Source organism: Streptomyces sp. NPDC025638, from assembly GCF_055558775.1.
Window position 1 is genome coordinate 414,413 of the sequence record NZ_JBVHLX010000005.1, and the last position, 17,154, is coordinate 431,566.

Annotated in this window: 13 protein-coding genes; 12 read left to right on the top strand and 1 reads right to left on the bottom strand. The window is 69.9% G+C overall.

Features of this window, described 5'->3' with window-relative positions; translation table 11 throughout:
• Positions 1-4 precede the first annotated feature (4 nt).
• The gene (locus ACZ4EG_RS15960; RefSeq protein ID WP_467791029.1) at positions 5-952 is read right to left on the bottom strand and encodes a hypothetical protein; all 948 of its coding nucleotides are present in this window, start codon (positions 950-952) and stop codon (positions 5-7) included.
• 397 nt (positions 953-1,349) lie between these two features.
• Here ACZ4EG_RS15960 and uvrC point away from each other — a divergent pair, with 397 nt between their 5' ends.
• From uvrC to pgi, 12 genes are all read left to right on the top strand, one after another.
• Entirely contained in the window at positions 1,350-3,410 is a 2,061-nt protein-coding gene (gene uvrC, locus ACZ4EG_RS15965; protein WP_467791030.1) for an excinuclease ABC subunit UvrC, read from the top strand.
• A complete protein-coding gene (gene rapZ / locus ACZ4EG_RS15970; protein WP_467791031.1) occupies positions 3,407-4,420 on the top strand; it encodes an RNase adapter RapZ in 1,014 nt (337 codons plus the stop codon). Before uvrC ends, rapZ begins: the two co-directional genes overlap by 4 nt.
• Positions 4,417-5,484: a gluconeogenesis factor YvcK family protein gene (locus tag ACZ4EG_RS15975; protein WP_390709002.1), complete on the top strand. Its 1,068-nt coding sequence runs from the start codon at positions 4,417-4,419 to the stop codon at positions 5,482-5,484. The genes rapZ and ACZ4EG_RS15975 overlap by 4 nt, the downstream gene beginning before the upstream one ends.
• Positions 5,475-6,464: a DNA-binding protein WhiA gene (gene whiA, locus ACZ4EG_RS15980; RefSeq protein ID WP_453548304.1), complete on the top strand. Its 990-nt coding sequence runs from the start codon at positions 5,475-5,477 to the stop codon at positions 6,462-6,464. Before ACZ4EG_RS15975 ends, whiA begins: the two co-directional genes overlap by 10 nt.
• A gap of 149 nt (positions 6,465-6,613) precedes the next feature.
• Positions 6,614-9,577 carry a M14 family metallopeptidase gene (locus tag ACZ4EG_RS15985; protein ID WP_467791032.1) on the top strand — a complete coding sequence of 988 codons (2,964 nt, stop codon included), beginning with the start codon at positions 6,614-6,616 and terminating at the stop codon, positions 9,575-9,577.
• A gap of 251 nt (positions 9,578-9,828) precedes the next feature.
• Positions 9,829-10,836, top strand: coding sequence for a type I glyceraldehyde-3-phosphate dehydrogenase (gap, locus tag ACZ4EG_RS15990; protein ID WP_263207468.1), 1,008 nt, complete (start codon positions 9,829-9,831; stop codon positions 10,834-10,836).
• Between the two features lie 145 nt (positions 10,837-10,981).
• On the top strand, positions 10,982-12,193 hold the full coding sequence (locus ACZ4EG_RS15995) for a phosphoglycerate kinase (RefSeq protein WP_467791033.1): 1,212 nt from the start codon (positions 10,982-10,984) through the stop codon (positions 12,191-12,193).
• Positions 12,194-12,198: 5 nt separating this feature from the next.
• The gene (gene tpiA, locus ACZ4EG_RS16000) at positions 12,199-12,975 is read left to right on the top strand and encodes a triose-phosphate isomerase (RefSeq protein ID WP_467791034.1); all 777 of its coding nucleotides are present in this window, start codon (positions 12,199-12,201) and stop codon (positions 12,973-12,975) included.
• A gap of 108 nt (positions 12,976-13,083) precedes the next feature.
• Positions 13,084-13,320, top strand: coding sequence for a preprotein translocase subunit SecG (gene secG / locus ACZ4EG_RS16005; RefSeq protein WP_453548313.1), 237 nt, complete (start codon positions 13,084-13,086; stop codon positions 13,318-13,320).
• Positions 13,321-13,595: 275 nt separating this feature from the next.
• Entirely contained in the window at positions 13,596-13,883 is a 288-nt protein-coding gene (locus ACZ4EG_RS16010) for an RNA polymerase-binding protein RbpA (RefSeq protein WP_007448238.1), read from the top strand.
• Positions 13,884-14,005: 122 nt separating this feature from the next.
• Positions 14,006-15,274 (top strand): MFS transporter, encoded by a 1,269-nt coding sequence (locus ACZ4EG_RS16015; RefSeq protein WP_467791035.1) that lies wholly within the window; start codon positions 14,006-14,008, stop codon positions 15,272-15,274.
• Between the two features lie 74 nt (positions 15,275-15,348).
• Complete coding sequence (gene pgi / locus ACZ4EG_RS16020) at positions 15,349-17,004, top strand: glucose-6-phosphate isomerase (RefSeq protein WP_467791036.1); 1,656 nt, start codon at positions 15,349-15,351, stop codon at positions 17,002-17,004.
• Positions 17,005-17,154 lie beyond the last annotated feature (150 nt).

The following is a 17,154-nucleotide window of genomic DNA, read 5'->3' on the forward strand; positions in this document are numbered from 1 at the left end:
GCCGTCACTCCCAGTCCCAGCCGATCCCCACGATGCCCGGCCGTACCCGTGGCTCCACCAGGTGCACCGAGCGGTGCGGCCCGCTCAGGGACAGGTCCTGACGTCCGCTGCGTGGAGCGGCCGGCGAGTGCTGGGCGAACCGGTGGCAGCGCACCGGCAGTGCGTTCGGGTCGAACCGCACCTGGAGCGCGTACTGACCGCCGGGAAAGCCGAATCCGCGCAGGTACTCGCGCGAGAGCCCGGCCGTGCCGTCCTCGACGGCGTAGCGGAAGAGGAAGGTGTCGCCGGACCGCAGCCGGGTGCCGAAGAGCAGCTCGGCGACGAGCACGCCGGTGTCCCGGTCCAGGCGGACGCGTCCCGTGCGGCAGTTCTCCAGGGCGTGCACCGCCATGCGCTCCGGCGCGCAGCCCGGGTCGCCGTGGTGGATGGCCACGAAGCGGTCGACGCCGTCGCGGTGGGCCCGCACGATGTGGTGCGACTCGCGGCCCGCCAGCTCCCGGCGGGCTCCGATCCGTACCCGCTCGTGGTGTCCGAGGGTGTGCAGCCCGCCGTCGAGGGACCAGCCCAGCTCGGCCATGAGCCGCTCCAGGACGTCGGAGGCCTCGATCATCGAGCGGTACGACCGGGCCGCCGGGCGCTGCCCGGCCGAGCGGCCGTCCGCCTCGGCCAGCAGCCGGATCAGTGACTCCTCGGGCAGCTGCAGGATCTCCTCCAGCGCCCGTACGGCGCGCAGCGACTCGGGGCGCTGGGGGCGGCGGGCGCCCTGCTGCCAGTAACTCAGACTCGTCACGCCCACCTTGACCCCGTATCGCGACAGATGGTGCTGCACCCGCTGGAGCGGCAGTCCACGGGCGGCTATCGCGGCGCGCAGCGCGACATGGAAGGGGCCGCCCCGCAGGGCCGTGTCCAGTTCCGCGGTGCCGACGTCCGCGTGCTCTATGGCGTGCCGCATGCGCAGGGGCCTTTCTGTGAAGGTTCACTACGGCTGGTCAGACCGTTCGCGCGGGTCTCTGGGGCCACCCCGTCGGCGCCGGGGCGTCAGCACATCCGTACGCCGCATCCGGACGCCGTCGTTCACGGCCCCGAGTTCCCCCGCATTGAAGCGTGTTGACCAAGCCCCGACAACACCTCCTGTCCAACCGCAACGCCCACCTGGCCGAGCCGCGACCCCGCCGTGCGTGGGATTTGCCCGCGGGACGGGCACCGACGACGTCCTCACGCTCGGTGAGCGGCACCCCGGCCGCGTCGTCCACAACCCCGTCGCTGTCCACAACCCCGTCGCTGTCCACAACCTCGCCGTTGTCCACAGCCCCGCCGGAGTGTCACCCCACGCCAGTAGGGTGTGAGACATGGCCGACCCCTCCAGCTACCGCCCCAAGCCGGGAGAGATCCCGGACTCTCCCGGGGTGTACAAATTCCGCGACGAGCACCGCCGGGTGATCTACGTCGGAAAGGCGAAGAGCCTGCGCCAGCGCCTGGCGAACTACTTCCAGGACCTGGCCGGCCTGCACCCGCGCACCCGGACGATGGTCACCACGGCCGCGTCCGTGGAGTGGACCGTCGTGTCCACGGAGGTCGAGGCGCTGCAGCTGGAGTACTCCTGGATCAAGGAGTTCGACCCCCGGTTCAACGTCAAGTACCGCGACGACAAGAGCTACCCGTACCTCGCGGTGACGATGAACGAGGAGTTCCCGCGGGTCCAGGTGATGCGCGGTCACAAGAAGAAGGGCGTGAGGTACTTCGGGCCGTACGGGCACGCCTGGGCCATTCGTGACACGGTGGACCTGCTGCTGCGGGTGTTCCCCGTGCGCACCTGCTCGGCCGGCGTCTTCAAGAACGCCGCCCGCACCGGACGCCCCTGCCTGCTCGGCTACATCGGCAAGTGCTCGGCGCCCTGTGTGGGCCGGATCCCCGCCGAGGAGCACCGTGAACTGGCGGAGGAGTTCTGCGACTTCATGGCCGGACGGACGGGCACGTACCTCCGCCGCCTGGAGAAGCAGATGACGGAGGCGGCCGAGGAGATGGAGTACGAGCGGGCCGCCCGCCTGCGCGACGACATCGGGGCCCTGAAGAAGGCCATGGAGAAGAACGCGGTCGTGCTCGCCGACGCGACCGACGCCGACCTGATCGCCGTCGCCGAGGACGAGCTGGAGGCGGCCGTCCAGATCTTCCATGTGCGCGGCGGGCGCGTGCGCGGTCAGCGCGGCTGGGTGACCGACAAGGTCGAGGAGGTCACCACCGCCGCCCTGGTCGAGCACGCCCTCCAACAGCTCTACGGCGAGGAGACCGGGGACGCCGTCCCCAAGGAGGTCCTCGTCCCGGCCCTGCCCGACCCGGTCGAGCCCGTCCAGGAGTGGCTGACCGGACGCCGTGGCTCCCATGTCTCGCTCCGCATCCCGCAGCGCGGCGACAAGCGGGCCCTGATGGAGACGGTCGAGCGCAACGCCCAGCAGGCGCTCGCCCTGCACAAGACCAAGCGCGCCTCCGACCTCACCACGCGCTCGCGGGCGCTGGAGGAGATCGCGGACGCTCTCGACCTGGACAGCGCCCCCCTCAGGATCGAGTGCTACGACATCTCGCACCTCCAGGGCGACGACGTCGTGGCCTCCATGGTCGTATTCGAGGACGGCCTGCAGCGCAAGAGCGAGTACCGCCGCTTCCAGATCAAGGGCTTCGCGGGCCAGGACGACGTCCGCTCCATGCACGAGGTGATCACCCGCCGCTTCCGGCGCTACCTCGCCGAGAAGGAGAGGACCGGCGAGTGGGTGGAGGACGACGCCGGGACCGACGGTCTGCCGGGCAATGGCCTCAAGGACGATGACGGCCGTCCCAAGAAGTTCGCCTACCCGCCCCAGCTCGTCGTCGTGGACGGCGGGCAGCCGCAGGTCGCGGCCGCCATGCGGGCGCTGGACGAGTTGGGCATCGACGACATCGCCGTCTGCGGCCTCGCCAAGCGCCTGGAGGAGGTCTGGCTGCCGGACGACGACGATCCGGTCGTCCTGCCCCGCAGCAGCGAGGGCCTCTATCTGCTCCAGCGTGTCCGCGACGAGGCGCACCGCTTCGCGATCACCTATCAGCGGACCAGGCGCGCCAAGCGCTTCCGCGCGGGTCCCCTGGACGAGGTGCCGGGCCTCGGCGAGACCCGCAAACACGCGCTGATCAAGCACTTCGGTTCGGTGAAGAAGCTGCGGTCGGCCACAATCGAGCAGATCCAGGAGGTGCCCGGCATAGGCCGGAAGACGGCCGAGACCATTGCCGCGGCCCTGGCCGGGGCGGCTCCGGCCGCGCCCGCCGTGAACACGGCGACCGGAGAGATCATTGATGACGAGGAACCCGAAACGACGGCGGGTGCCTCGGGGGATCCCGTGACCGCGGGAGCCCCGGACGAACGACGGGGGCAGGAGAGATGACCGAGCACGAAGCACAGCCCGCAGCGGAGCGAGATCGGGCGCACACGGAAACGGGCGAGGAACAGCCGCAGCAGGCGGCACAGGACGTCGCCGGGGAAAGCGGAGCACAGGTGAGTACGGACATCACGGCGGCCGGGGTCCCCGAGGCGGCCATCCCCGAGCTAGTGATCATCTCCGGCATGTCCGGAGCGGGCCGGTCGACGGCCGCCAAGTGTCTGGAGGACCTCGGCTGGTTCGTCGTCGACAACCTCCCGCCCGCGCTCATCCCCACCATGGTGGAGCTCGGCGCGCGCTCCCAGGGCAATGTGGCCAGGATCGCGGTCGTCGTCGACGTGCGAGGCCGGCGCTTCTTCGACAACCTGCGCCAGTCCCTCGCCGACCTCGACACCAAGGGTGTCACCCGGCGCATCGTCTTCCTGGAGTCCTCCGACGAGGCCCTGGTGCGCCGTTTCGAGTCCGTCCGCCGTCCGCACCCGCTGCAGGGCGACGGCCGTATCGTCGACGGCATCGCCGCCGAGCGCGAGCTGCTGCGCGAGCTGCGCGGTGACGCCGATCTGGTGATCGACACCTCCAGCCTCAATGTGCACGAGCTGCGCGCCAAGATGGACGCCCAGTTCGCCGGCGACGAGGAGCCCGAACTGCGGGCCACGGTGATGTCGTTCGGCTTCAAGTACGGCCTCCCGGTCGACGCCGACCTGGTCGCGGACATGCGGTTCCTGCCCAACCCGCACTGGGTCCCGGAGCTGCGCCCGTACACCGGCCTCAACGAGGAGGTCGCCGCGTACGTCTTCAACCAGCCCGGCGCCAAGGAGTTCCTGGACCGGTACGCCGAGCTGCTGCGTCTCATCGCCGCCGGCTACCGCCGTGAGGGCAAGCGCTATGTGACGATCGCCATCGGCTGCACCGGCGGCAAGCACCGCTCCGTCGCCATGTCCGAGAAGCTCGCCGCGCGCCTCGTGGCCGAGGGCGTGGAGACGGTGGTCGTGCACCGGGACATGGGACGGGAATGACGGCACGTACTCCACGGCTGAGCAGGCTGCGCAGGATGGTCCCCGAGGCACGCGCGGGCCGCCCGGCCGAGGCCCGTGGCGGCCGGCCCCGCCGGCGTGGCGCCCAGCCCAAGGTGGTCGCCCTCGGCGGCGGCATGGGCCTGTCCGCCTCGCTGGCCGCACTGCGCCGGATCACCGGCGATCTCACCGCAGTCGTCACCGTGGCCGACGACGGAGGCTCCAGCGGGCGTCTGCGTGACGAGCTGGGCGTGCTTCCCCCGGGTGATCTGCGCAAGGCCCTGGCCGCGCTGTGCGGCGACGACGACTGGGGCCAGACCTGGGCGCGGGTCATCCAGCACCGCTTCACCTCCCAGGGCGACCTGCACGACCACGCGGTCGGCAACCTGCTGATCGTGGCGCTCTGGGAGCAGCTCGGCGATCATGTCCAGGCCCTCGACCTGGTCGGGAAGCTGCTCGGCGCGCATGGGCGTGTGCTGCCCATGTCCGCCGTGCCGCTGGAACTCCAGGCCCTGGTCAAGGGGCATGATCCGGACCGGCCGGAGGACGTGGACACCGTGCGCGGCCAGGCGACCGTGGCCCTCACGCCCGGCGAGGTGCAGTCCGTGCACCTGGTGCCGCACGACCCGCCCGCCGTGCCCGAGGCCGTCGAGGCGGTCCTGGACGCGGACTGGGTGGTGCTCGGCCCCGGCTCCTGGTTCTCCTCGGTCATCCCGCATCTGCTGGTGCCCGAGCTGCTGGACGCCCTCACGGAGACCAAGGCACGCCGAGTGCTCTCGCTGAACCTCGCCCCGCAACCCGGAGAAACCGATGGTTTCTCCCCGCAGCGTCATTTGGAGGTTTTGGGGCGACACGCCCCTAAACTCGCCCTGGACGTGGTGCTGGCAGACGAGGCCGCCGTGCCCGACCGCGACTCGCTCACCGAGGCCGCCGAGCGGCTCGGAGCCGCGGTCGAGCTGGCGCCGGTGGCCCGGACCGACGGTTCTCCGCGGCACGACCCGGAGCTGTTGGCCGCCGCGTACGACCGTATTTTTCGGATGCATGGAAGGATCGGCCCATGGCGATGACGGCAGCGGTGAAGGACGAGATCTCCCGGCTTCCCGTCACCCGGACCTGCTGCAGAAAGGCGGAGGTCTCCGCCGTCCTGCGGTTCGCCGGCGGCCTTCACCTGGTGAGCGGGCGCATCGTGATCGAGGCGGAGCTGGACACCGCGATGGCGGCCCGGCGTCTCAAGCGGGACATCCTGGAGATCTTCGGCCACAGCTCCGAGCTGATCGTGATGGCGCCCGGCGGACTGCGCCGCGGCTCGCGGTACGTCGTGCGCGTCGTCGCGGGCGGCGACCAGCTGGCCCGGCAGACGGGGCTGGTCGACGGCCGGGGGCGCCCGATCCGGGGCCTGCCCCCGCAGGTGGTCTCGGGGGCCACCTGTGACGCGGAGGCCGCCTGGCGCGGGGCCTTCCTGGCACACGGCTCGCTGACCGAGCCCGGCCGCTCCTCCTCCCTGGAGGTGACCTGCCCGGGCCCGGAGGCCGCGCTCGCCCTGGTCGGCGCCGCACGCCGGCTGTCGATCGCCGCGAAGGCCCGCGAGGTCCGGGGTGTGGACCGGGTCGTCGTCCGCGACGGTGACGCGATCGGCGCCCTGCTGACCCGCCTCGGCGCGCACGAGTCCGTGCTCGCCTGGGAGGAGCGCCGGATGCGCCGCGAGGTCCGGGCCACGGCCAACCGGCTCGCCAACTTCGACGACGCCAACCTGCGCCGCTCCGCGCGCGCGGCCGTCGCCGCCGGTGCCCGCGTCCAGCGTGCCCTGGAGATCCTCGGCGACGAGGTCCCCGAGCACCTCGCGGCCGCCGGCCGGCTGCGCATGGAGCACAAGCAGGCCTCCCTGGAGGAGCTGGGCGCGCTCGCCGACCCGCCGCTCACCAAGGACGCCGTCGCGGGCCGTATCCGCCGACTGCTGGCGATGGCCGACAAGCGCGCCTCCGACCTGGGCATCCCGGGGACCGAGGCCAACCTCTCCGAGGAACTGGCCGACAACCTGGCCGGGTGACTGAAGGACCGTCAACTTGCCGGTGCCGACGCCCGTTCGGGTGTCGGCACCGGCGTTTCGGGTGGCCATGAGGCGCCCTTGACTCGATCATGGACTGTCATGAGCCTGGCATGAGTTCGCTGCTGTGGCGGACCAGGCTAGGGGGGTTCATGAGACGTAGAGCGAGATCGATCCTCGCTGTCGGCGCGCTTCTGTTCGGCGTAGCCGGCCTCGCACCCATCGCCCAGGCACAGAGCGGAAGTACCGGCAAGGCCGCCGCGGACGACGGCGCCGAGATCAAGGTCTTCCGCGCCGAAGTCACCCAGCAGCAGTTACCTCTGCTGCTCCAGGCCGGCCAGGACGGTCATGAACTCGGCGAGCAGATGACCGCAAGCGGCCGGACCGCCGTGGAGGTCTACCTCACCGACCAGCAGGCCGAGAAGCTGGAGAAGCAGGGCGTCGCCCTCACCGAGCACACACTGTCGGCCAGGGCCGAGGCACGTGTCGAGGGCGTGTCCCAAGGCGTGTTCCGCCCCTACAGCGGCAGCGGCGGACTCAAGGAAGAGATCGTCAGGACCGCCCGGGCCCACCCCGGTCTCACCAAGGTCGAGTCCATCGGCAGGACCGTCGACGGCCAGGACATCCTCGCGCTCAAACTGACCAGGAACGCGAAGAAGTCGAAGGACGGCTCGAAGCCCTCCGTGCTGTATGTGTCCAACCAGCACGCGCGCGAGTGGATCACGCCGGAGATGACCCGGCGTCTGATGCACTACTACCTGGACCACTACAAGACGGACAAGCGGATCAAGAAGATCGTCGACTCGACCGAGCTGTGGTTCGTCCTCTCGGCCAACCCCGACGGCTACGACTACACCTTCCGGAACGCCGGCACCCGCCTGTGGCGCAAGAACCTGCGGGACGTCAACGGCGACGGCGCCATCTCCGCCGGCGACGGCGTCGACCTCAACCGCAACTTCGCCTACAAGTGGGGCTACGACGACGAGGGTTCGTCCCCCAACCCGACCAGCGAGACCTATCGCGGCGCGAGCCCCGGGTCCGAGCCCGAGACGCGGGCGCTGGACCGCTTCGAGAAGCGCGTCGGCTTCACCTACGGCATCAACTACCACTCGGCCGCCGAGCTCCTCCTCTACGGCGTCGGCTGGCAGGTGGCCACCCCGACCCCGGACGACGTCCTCTACAAGGCACTCGCCGGCACCCCCGACCGCTCCGCGGTCCCGGGCTACCACCCGCAGGTCTCCTCGGAGCTGTACACCACCAACGGCGAGGCGGACGGCCACGCGTCCAACGTCAACGGCATGGCGATGTTCACCCCCGAGATGTCGACCTGCCAGACCGCGTCCGACCTCGACCCCAACGACGCCTGGAAGGCCTCCGACTGCCGGTCGGTCTTCAATTTCCCCGACGACGAGAAGCTGATCCAGCAGGAGTTCCAGAAGAACATCCCGTTCGCGCTCTCCGTCGCCGAGACCGCCGACCACCCCGACCGGCCGGCCTCCTCGGTCGGCATGAGCGCCGCCGACTTCACCCCGGCGACGTTCTCCACGTCGTACTCGCGCGGCGCCGACCAGCAGGTCTCGGTCGTCGTGCGGAAGTCCGTGCGCGACAAGGAGCTCAAGTACCGCGTCAACGGCGGCCGTACGCAGCACCGGGCACTCAGGCCCTGGAAGGGCGGCGAGACCTACGGCGGCGAGGACAACCTCTACTTCGACGAGTACCGGGCCAAGGTCGAGGACGGCAGGCCGGGCGACAAGGTCGAGGTGTGGTTCACCGGCAGGGCCAGGAGCGGCAAGAAGGTCTCCGGCTCGCACTTCACCTACACCGTCGCCGAGCGGCCCCGGGCCGACACCCTCGTGGTCGCCGAGGAGGGCGCGGCCGCCACACAGGCCCAGAAGTACGTGGACGCGCTGAAGGCGAACGGCCGCAAGGCCATCGTCTGGGACGTCGCCACACAGGGCGCGCCCGACGCGCTCGGCGTACTGAAGTACTTCAGGACCGTCGTCCACTACTCCGGCGCGAGCGGTCCCGGCAACGCCACCCAACTCCAGTTGCGCGCCTACCTCAACGAGGGCGGCAGGCTGATCGAGGCCGGCGAACTGGCCGGCGGCAGCGTGAAACTCGCCGACGGCACCCCGTCGAACGACTTCAGCCAGTACTATCTGGGCGCCTACTCGCGCACGTCGATCCCCGGAGCCACCGGCTTCACCGGCACCGGCAACCTCGACGGCTACACCGGCGCCCTCGGCGACGCGCCCGGCAATCCGCTCGACAAGGCGGGCACCTACGGCGTCACCTCCGACGAACTGTCCGCGGACACGTACCCCCAGTTCGCGAGCGCGGGGGCGGGCCAGTTCGCCGGGACCGTCAACCCGTACGGACCGTACGCGGGCTCCTCCATGGCCGCCGCGGTCCACACCGACGACGCCTACAAGCGGCTCACCCGCACCATCGACCTCACCGGCGTGAGCGCCGCCGACAAGCCGACGCTGAGCACCCGGCTGCTGTGGGACACCGAGCCCGGCTACGACCACGCCGTGGTCGAGGCGCACACCGTCGGCGCGGACGACTGGACGACCCTGCCGGAGACGGGCGGTGCCACCAGCACCGCCGTCCCGGCGGAGTGCGGTGCCGGATTCCTGATCGGCGAGCACCCGTGGCTCAAGCACTATCTGACGCTCGCGGACAACGCTTGCACGGCGACCGGCACCACCGGCTCCTGGAACAGCCTCACCGGCAGCTCCAGCGGCTGGCAGCAGGTCGGATTCGACCTGAGCGCCTACGCGGGCAGGTCCGTCCAGGTCTCCATCAGCTACATCACCGACCCCGGCAGCGGCGGCCACGGCGTCCTCGCCGACGACGCCTCGCTGGTGGTCGGCGGCACGGCGAAGGAGACCGAGGGCTTCGAGTCGTCGCTGGGTCCCTGGAGCGTGGCCGGACCGCCCGCCGGCAGTCCGGCGGTCCTGAAGGACTGGACGCGCACCGGAGCCCTGTTCAAGACGTACGGAGCGGTCACCACGAAGGACACCGTGCTGCTGGGCTTCGGTCTGGAGCAGGTCCCCGGGGCGGCCGACCGGGCGGCACTGGTCAAGAAGGCGCTGGCGTCACTCGACAAGTGAGCCGACCCGCTCACGAACGAGTGACAACACCGCCGAGAGGCACCGTCATTTCCTGACATGGCGGGGCGATCAACCCCCCGAAGAATGGCGGTCCGTACCCCTACTGACGGGTACGGACCGCCCTGCCGTCTATGAGGCATCTGGATGTCACCTCGGGAGCCTCAGGGGGGTAGGGTCGGGGGTGGTCGGGGACATCCCAAATACAGCTCGCCGGCACCGCATGGCCGGCGTACCAACGAGGAGATCGGTTCGTGACGATCCGCGTAGGCATCAACGGCTTCGGTCGTATCGGTCGCAACTACTTCCGCGCGCTGCTGGAGCAGGGCGCAGACATCGAGATCGTGGCTGTCAACGACCTGGGTGACACCGCAACCACCGCCCACCTGCTGAAGTACGACACCATCCTGGGCCGTCTGAAGCAGGAGGTGTCCCACACCGCCGACACCATCACCGTCGACGGCCACACCATCAAGGTGCTGTCCGAGCGCAACCCCGCCGACATTCCGTGGGGCGAGCTCGGCGTCGACATCGTCATCGAGTCCACCGGCATCTTCACCAAGAAGGAAGACGCCGCGAAGCACATCGCCGGCGGCGCCAAGAAGGTCCTCATCTCGGCTCCGGCCAAGGACGAGGACATCACCATCGTGATGGGCGTCAACCAGGACAAGTACGACCCGGCGAACCACCACGTCATCTCCAACGCCTCCTGCACCACCAACTGTGTGGCGCCGATGGCGAAGGTCCTCGACGAGAACTTCGGCATCGTCAAGGGTCTGATGACCACGGTGCACGCGTACACGAACGACCAGCGCATCCTTGACTTCCCGCACAAGGACCTGCGCCGCGCCCGTGCCGCCGCCGAGAACATCATCCCGACCACGACGGGCGCCGCCAAGGCCACCGCCCTGGTGCTCCCGCAGCTCAAGGGCAAGCTGGACGGCATCGCCATGCGCGTCCCGGTCCCGACCGGCTCGGTCACCGACCTCGTCGTCGAGCTCGGCCGTGAGGTCACCAAGGAAGAGGTCAACGCCGCCTTCCAGAAGGCCGCCGAGGGCGAGCTCAAGGGTCTCCTCGACTACACCGAGGACCCGATCGTCTCCTCCGACATCGTCAACGCCCCGGCGTCCTGCACCTTCGACTCGTCCCTGACCATGGTCCAGGACGGCAAGAACGTGAAGATCATCGGTTGGTACGACAACGAGTGGGGCTACTCCAACCGCCTCGTCGACCTCACGGTCTTCGTCGGCAACCAGCTCTGATCGGCAGAGCAGGCACCTGATGTGACAGCAGGGCTCGGGCAGCGCAACGTCGCGCTGCCCGAGCCCTGACGCACGTGCGGATCGACCCTCTATGTACGGTCGATCAGCCCTCGTACGATCAAGAGCCCTCCTCAGGAGTCCCCTCATGAAGACCATCGACGAACTTCTCGCGGAAGGCGTGGCCGGCAAGCGGGTCTTCGTCCGCGCCGACCTCAATGTGCCGCTCGCCGACGGCGTGATCACCGACGACGGCCGTATCCGCGCCGTCCTGCCCACCGTGAAGGCCCTCGCCGACGCGGACGCCAAGGTGGTCGTCGCCTCGCACCTGGGCCGTCCCAAGGGCGCCCCGGACCCGGCCTTCTCGCTGCTGCCCGCCGCCGAGCGGCTCGGTGAACTCCTCGGCGCCCCGGTCGCGTTCGCCCAGGACACCGTCGGCCCCGCCGCCCACGACGCGGTGAACGGCCTGCAGCCCGGCCAGGTCGCGGTCATCGAGAACCTGCGCTTCAACGCCGGCGAGACGTCCAAGGACGACGCCGAGCGCGGCGCCTTCGCCGACCAGCTGGCCGCCCTCGCGGACATCTACGTCGGCGACGGCTTCGGCGCCGTGCACCGCAAGCACGCCTCCGTGTACGACCTCCCGGCCCGGCTGCCGCACTACGCCGGCTACCTCATCGCCACCGAGGTCGGCGTCCTCAAGAAGCTCACCAAGGACGTCAAGCGCCCCTATGTCGTCGCGCTCGGCGGCGCCAAGGTCTCCGACAAGCTCGCCGTCATCGACGAGCTGCTCGCCAAGGCCGACCGCCTGCTCATCGGCGGCGGCATGGCCTACACCTTCCTCAAGGCCAAGGGCTACGAGGTCGGCATCTCCCTCCTTCAGGAGGACCAGGTCCCGGCCGTCACCGAGTACATGGAGCGCGCTCAGAAGCAGGGCGTCGAGCTGCTGCTCCCCGTGGACGTCGTGGTCGCCCGGGAGTTCCCGGACCTGAAGGCCAAGGCTCCGACCGAGAACACCGTGGTCGACGCGGACAAGATCCCCGCCGACCAGGAGGGCCTGGACATCGGCCCGAAGACCCGCGAGCTGTACGCCGCGAAGCTCGCCGACGCCGAGACCGTCTTCTGGAACGGTCCCATGGGCGTCTTCGAACACCCCGACTACGCCGAGGGCACCAAGGCGGTCGCCGAGGCCCTCGTCGGATCGACGGGCTTCAGCGTCGTCGGCGGCGGCGACTCCGCCGCGGCCGTGCGTACGCTCGGCTTCGACGAGAAGGCATTCGGCCACATCTCGACCGGTGGCGGCGCCTCCCTCGAATACCTCGAGGGCAAGACGCTCCCCGGCCTCGCCGCACTGGAGGACTGACCTACATGAGCACGCGCACGCCGCTGATGGCGGGCAACTGGAAGATGAACCTCAACCACCTCGAGGCCATCGCGCACGTCCAGAAGCTCGCCTTCGCCCTGGCCGACAAGGACTACGAGGCCGTCGAGGTCGCCGTCCTGCCGCCCTTCACCGACCTGCGCTCCGTGCAGACCCTGGTCGACGGCGACAAGCTCAAGATCAAGTACGGCGCCCAGGACATCTCGGCACACGACTCCGGCGCCTACACGGGCGAGATCTCGGGCCCGATGCTGGCCAAGCTGAAGTGCTCCTACGTGGCCATCGGGCACTCCGAGCGCCGCCAGTACCACAATGAGACCGACGAACTGGTGAACGCCAAGGTCAAGGCCGCCTTCCGGCACGCCCTGACCCCGATCCTGTGCGTCGGCGAGGAGCTGGAGATCCGCGAGGCCGGCAACCACGTCGGTCATACGCTTGCGCAGGTCGAGGGCGGTCTGAAGGACCTCCCGGCCGAGCAGGCCGAGACCATTGTGATCGCCTACGAGCCCGTCTGGGCCATCGGCACCGGCAAGGTCTGCGGCGCCGAGGACGCCCAGGAGGTCTGCGCCGCCATCCGCGGCAAGATCGCCGAACTGTACACGCAGGACCTGGCCGACAAGGTCCGCATCCAGTACGGCGGCTCCGTCAAGGCCGGAAACGTGGCCGAGATCATGGCGCAGGCCGACATCGACGGCGCCCTGGTCGGCGGGGCCTCGCTGGACGCGGACGAGTTCGTCAAGATCGTCCGGTTCCGCGACCAGTGACGCGACCTGTGAGTATGCGGTAACGACGATTCGTCGTACCCTTGCGGGGGCCGGCAGGTGTCTGCCGGCCCCCGCAGTCCATCCGAATCCGAGGAAGTTGGTCCAGCCGTGGTTTTGGGGTTCTCGATCGCCCTGATCGTCTTCAGCCTGCTGATGATGCTGCTGGTGCTGATGCACAAGGGGAAGGGCGGCGGCCTCTCCGACATGTTCGGTGGCGGCATGCAGTCGTCCGTCGGCGGCTCCTCGGTCGCCGAGCGCAACCTCGACCGCATCACGGTGGTGGTCGGTCTGCTGTGGTTCGCGTGCATCGTCGTGCTCGGCCTGCTCATGAAGACGAGCGGCTGACCGCGGACGAGCAGCTGATCAGCTTCTCACAAACACGCACATTCCGTACGTAAGGCCCCATGTTCGGTACGCGCTCCTGAGCGCGGCCTATCATGGGGCTTGCGTCTAGGTATGGGGCCTGTAACTCCAATCACTGGACGCGCGTTGGGCCTTACGTAGACTGAGGCGCTCGCAACGAAGCGAAACGCCGACTCGCTTCGCGGCACCATCACGCAGGGAGTTACACCGTGGCAAGTGGCAACGCGATCCGAGGAAGCCGGGTCGGGGCGGGGCCGATGGGCGAGGCCGAGCGCGGCGAGTCTGCGCCGCGTCTGCGCATCTCCTTCTGGTGCTCCAACGGGCACGAGACGCAGCCCAGCTTCGCCAGCGACGCGCAGGTTCCCGAGACCTGGGACTGCCCGCGCTGTGGCTTCCCGGCCGGTCAGGACCGGGACAACCCGCCGGACCCGCCGCGCACCGAGCCGTACAAGACGCACCTCGCGTATGTACGGGAGCGGCGCAGCGACGCGGACGGTGAGGCGATCCTCGCCGAGGCGCTCGCCAAATTGCGCGGAGAGATCTAGAAGTTATGACCGGCCGGGTGCCCGCGGGCGCCTGGCCGGAGCCGTTTCGGCAGCACCGGCCGCCGACCGATTGTCAGTGGCGCCTCCTACGGTTGTGCATGGGTGAACCGTGAGGGGGAGACGTGACGACGGTCGAGGCGGCGGGCAGGACCGCGCCCGCGTGGCGCGGGGGATTCGGGCGGCTGTGGACCGCCGCCGTGGTCTCCCGCTTCGGGGACGCCTTACGCACGTCCGCGCTGCCCCTGCTCGCCGTGCGGATCACCGACGCGCCCCTGGTCGTCGCCTCGGTCACCGCCTGCGGCTATGTGCCCTGGCTGCTGTTCGGACTGCTCGGCGGGGCCGTGGCGGACCGGGTCGACCAGCGGCGGGCGATGTGGACCGTGGACACGGTGCGGGGCGTGCTCGTCGGCGGCTTCGCCCTCGCCGTGGGCCTGGGACAGGCCTCGGTTCCCCTGCTGATCGCCCTCGCTTTCACGCTGACCACTCTCCAGACACTCTTCGACAACGCGTCCACGGCCCTGCTGCCGTCCCTGGTCGACCGCGAGGCCCTGGGCGGGGCCAACGCCCGTCTGATGACCGGTCAGCAGCTCGCCGGCGGCCTGCTGGCCGGCCCGTTCGTGCCGCTGCTGCTGACGGCCGGGGCGTGCATGCCGTTCGCGGCCGACGCGGGCACCTATCTGGTGGCCGCGGCCCTGGTGGCCTCCCTGCGGACACGGCCGCCGCGGCGGGAGCCGCGCCCGGCGGGCAGCACCCTGCGCGCGGAGATCACCGCGGGCCTGCGCGAACTGTGGCGCGACCGGGTGCTGCGGGCCATCTGCCTGGCCACGCTGCTGTGCAACATCGGCATGGGCGCCCTGATCGCCACCCTGGTGCTGCACGTGACGCGCTGGCTGCACGGGGGCGACGGCGCCTATGCCGCCGCCATGACGGCGTACGCCGCCGGGAGCCTCGTCGGCGGTCTCGTCGCCCAGCGCGTCGCGCGCCGCACCGGGCGGGCCCGGGCCCTGCTGGTGGCCGGCGCCGTCCAGACGGCGTCCCTGCTCCTCGTCGGCTCGGTACGGCACCTGGCCGCCCTGCTCGCCGGCATGCTGCTGCTCGGCTCGATGAGCATGGTCTGGAACGTCAACCAGGTCACGCTGATGCAGCAACGCAGCCCGGCGTCCATGGTGGGCCGCGTCTCCTCGGCCTTCCGCACCGCGTCCACCTCCGGAGCCCCCGTCGGCGCGCTCCTCGGCGGAGCCGTGGCCGGCGCGTACGGACTGAACGCACCGGCCCTGCTGGCCGCGGTTCTCTTCGCCCTGGCGGTCACCTCGTTGATACCGGCACGCAAGCCGGACGTACCTGTTGTTGCCCCGGAGGACGGCGCCACAACAGCTCGCGTGACCCGCTGATCAACTAGGTTGGGACTGGCAGCGGGGCAGGTACGCACCAGGACAGGTTGCAGGAAAGAAGGCTGAAGTCCGAAATGAACGCAGACGGCCGTACCAGGCTCAACCAGACGCCCGAGTGGACCGCTCTGGCCAAGCACCGGGAACAGTTCGGCGACACCCATCTGCGGGACCTGTTCGCCACCGATCCCGGACGCGGCGCCGGGTACACGCTCCAGGTCGGTGACCTGTACATCGACTATTCGAAGCACCTGGTCAACGACGAGACGCTGCGGCTGCTGCGGGAGCTGGCCGCCGCGACCGACGTCTTCGGTCTGCGGGACGCGATGTTCCGCGGGGAGAAGATCAACGTCACCGAGAACCGCGCGGTGCTGCACACCGCGCTGCGCGCCCCGCGCGACGCGGTGATCGAGGTCGACGGGGAGAACGTCGTCCCCGCGGTGCACGCCGTGCTCGACAAGATGGGCGACTTCGCCGGCCGCGTCCGTTCCGGCGCCTGGACCGGGCACACCGGCAAGCGCATCAAGAACGTGATCAACATCGGTATCGGCGGCTCCGACCTGGGCCCGGCGATGGCCTACGAGGTGCTGCGCAGCTTCACCGACCGCGGCCTCACGGTGCGCTTCGTGTCGAACGTGGACGGCGCCGACCTGCACGAGGCCACCCGCGACCTGGACGCGGCGGAGACGCTGTTCATCATCGCCTCCAAGACCTTCACCACGATCGAGACGATCACCAACGCGACCTCCGCCCGCAACTGGCTGCTCACCGAGCTGAAGGCCGGTCAGGAGGCTGTCGCCAAGCACTTCGTGGCGCTGTCGACGAACTCCGAGAAGGTGGCGGACTTCGGCATCGACACGGCCAACATGTTCGAGTTCTGGGACTGGGTCGGCGGCCGCTACTCCTACGACTCGGCGATCGGCCTGTCCCTGATGATCGCCATCGGCCCGGACCGGTTCCGCGAGATGCTCGACGGCTTCCACCTCGTCGACGAGCACTTCCGCACCGCACCGGCCGAGTCCAACGTGCCGCTGCTTCTGGGCCTGTTGGGCATCTGGTACGACAACTTCCACGACGCCCAGTCGCACGCCGTCCTGCCCTACAGCCACTACCTGTCCCGGTTCACCGCCTACTTGCAGCAGCTGGACATGGAGTCCAACGGCAAGTACGTGGCGCGGGACGGGCAGGACGTCGACTGGCAGACCGGTCCGGTCGTCTGGGGCACGCCCGGCACCAACGGGCAGCACGCCTACTACCAGCTCATCCACCAGGGCACGAAGCTGATCCCGGCGGACTTCATCGGCTTCGCCGAGCCGGTCGCCGAGCTGAACGGTGAACTCAAGGCGCAGCACGACCTGCTCATGGCCAACTTCTTCGCCCAGACCCAGGCCCTGGCCTTCGGCAAGACCGCCGACGAGGTCCGCGCCGAGGGCGTACCCGAGGAGCTGGTGCCGCACAAGACGTTCAAGGGCAACCGGCCGACCACCACGGTCCTCGCCCGCGAGCTGACCCCGTCGGTCCTCGGCCAACTGGTCGCCCTCTACGAGCACAAGGTGTTCGTCCAGGGCGCGGTGTGGAACATCGACTCCTTCGACCAGTGGGGCGTGGAACTCGGCAAGGTCCTCGCCAAGCGCGTCGAGCCCGCCCTCACGGAGGGCGCCGAGGTACCGGGCCTGGACGAATCCACCAAGGCCCTGGTCACCAAGTACCGACAACTGCGAGGCCGCGCCTGACCCAAGCCCTCGATGCCGCCCCGGGCGCCGCTCAGCCGACGCGCCTGGGGAGCTCGAAGGCCGGTGACGGGGCGGATCACGGTTGGCCCTGATTGCAGGGAGGTGCGGAGAGAGCGCCGGTTCCACTGCGGGACACGCGTGTCGGTGCGC

Coding starts and splice junctions, on each gene's coding strand:
- ACZ4EG_RS15995 (WP_467791033.1), top strand. CDS start 10,982: ATGAAGACCATCGACGAACTTCTCGCGGAAGGCGTGGCCGGCAAGCGG.
- pgi (WP_467791036.1), top strand. CDS start 15,349: ATGAACGCAGACGGCCGTACCAGGCTCAACCAGACGCCCGAGTGGACC.
- whiA (WP_453548304.1), top strand. CDS start 5,475: ATGGCGATGACGGCAGCGGTGAAGGACGAGATCTCCCGGCTTCCCGTC.
- ACZ4EG_RS15985 (WP_467791032.1), top strand. CDS start 6,614: ATGAGACGTAGAGCGAGATCGATCCTCGCTGTCGGCGCGCTTCTGTTC.
- ACZ4EG_RS16010 (WP_007448238.1), top strand. CDS start 13,596: ATGGGCGAGGCCGAGCGCGGCGAGTCTGCGCCGCGTCTGCGCATCTCC.
- ACZ4EG_RS15960 (WP_467791029.1), bottom strand. CDS start 952: ATGCGGCACGCCATAGAGCACGCGGACGTCGGCACCGCGGAACTGGAC.
- tpiA (WP_467791034.1), top strand. CDS start 12,199: ATGAGCACGCGCACGCCGCTGATGGCGGGCAACTGGAAGATGAACCTC.
- uvrC (WP_467791030.1), top strand. CDS start 1,350: ATGGCCGACCCCTCCAGCTACCGCCCCAAGCCGGGAGAGATCCCGGAC.
- ACZ4EG_RS15975 (WP_390709002.1), top strand. CDS start 4,417: ATGACGGCACGTACTCCACGGCTGAGCAGGCTGCGCAGGATGGTCCCC.
- rapZ (WP_467791031.1), top strand. CDS start 3,407: ATGACCGAGCACGAAGCACAGCCCGCAGCGGAGCGAGATCGGGCGCAC.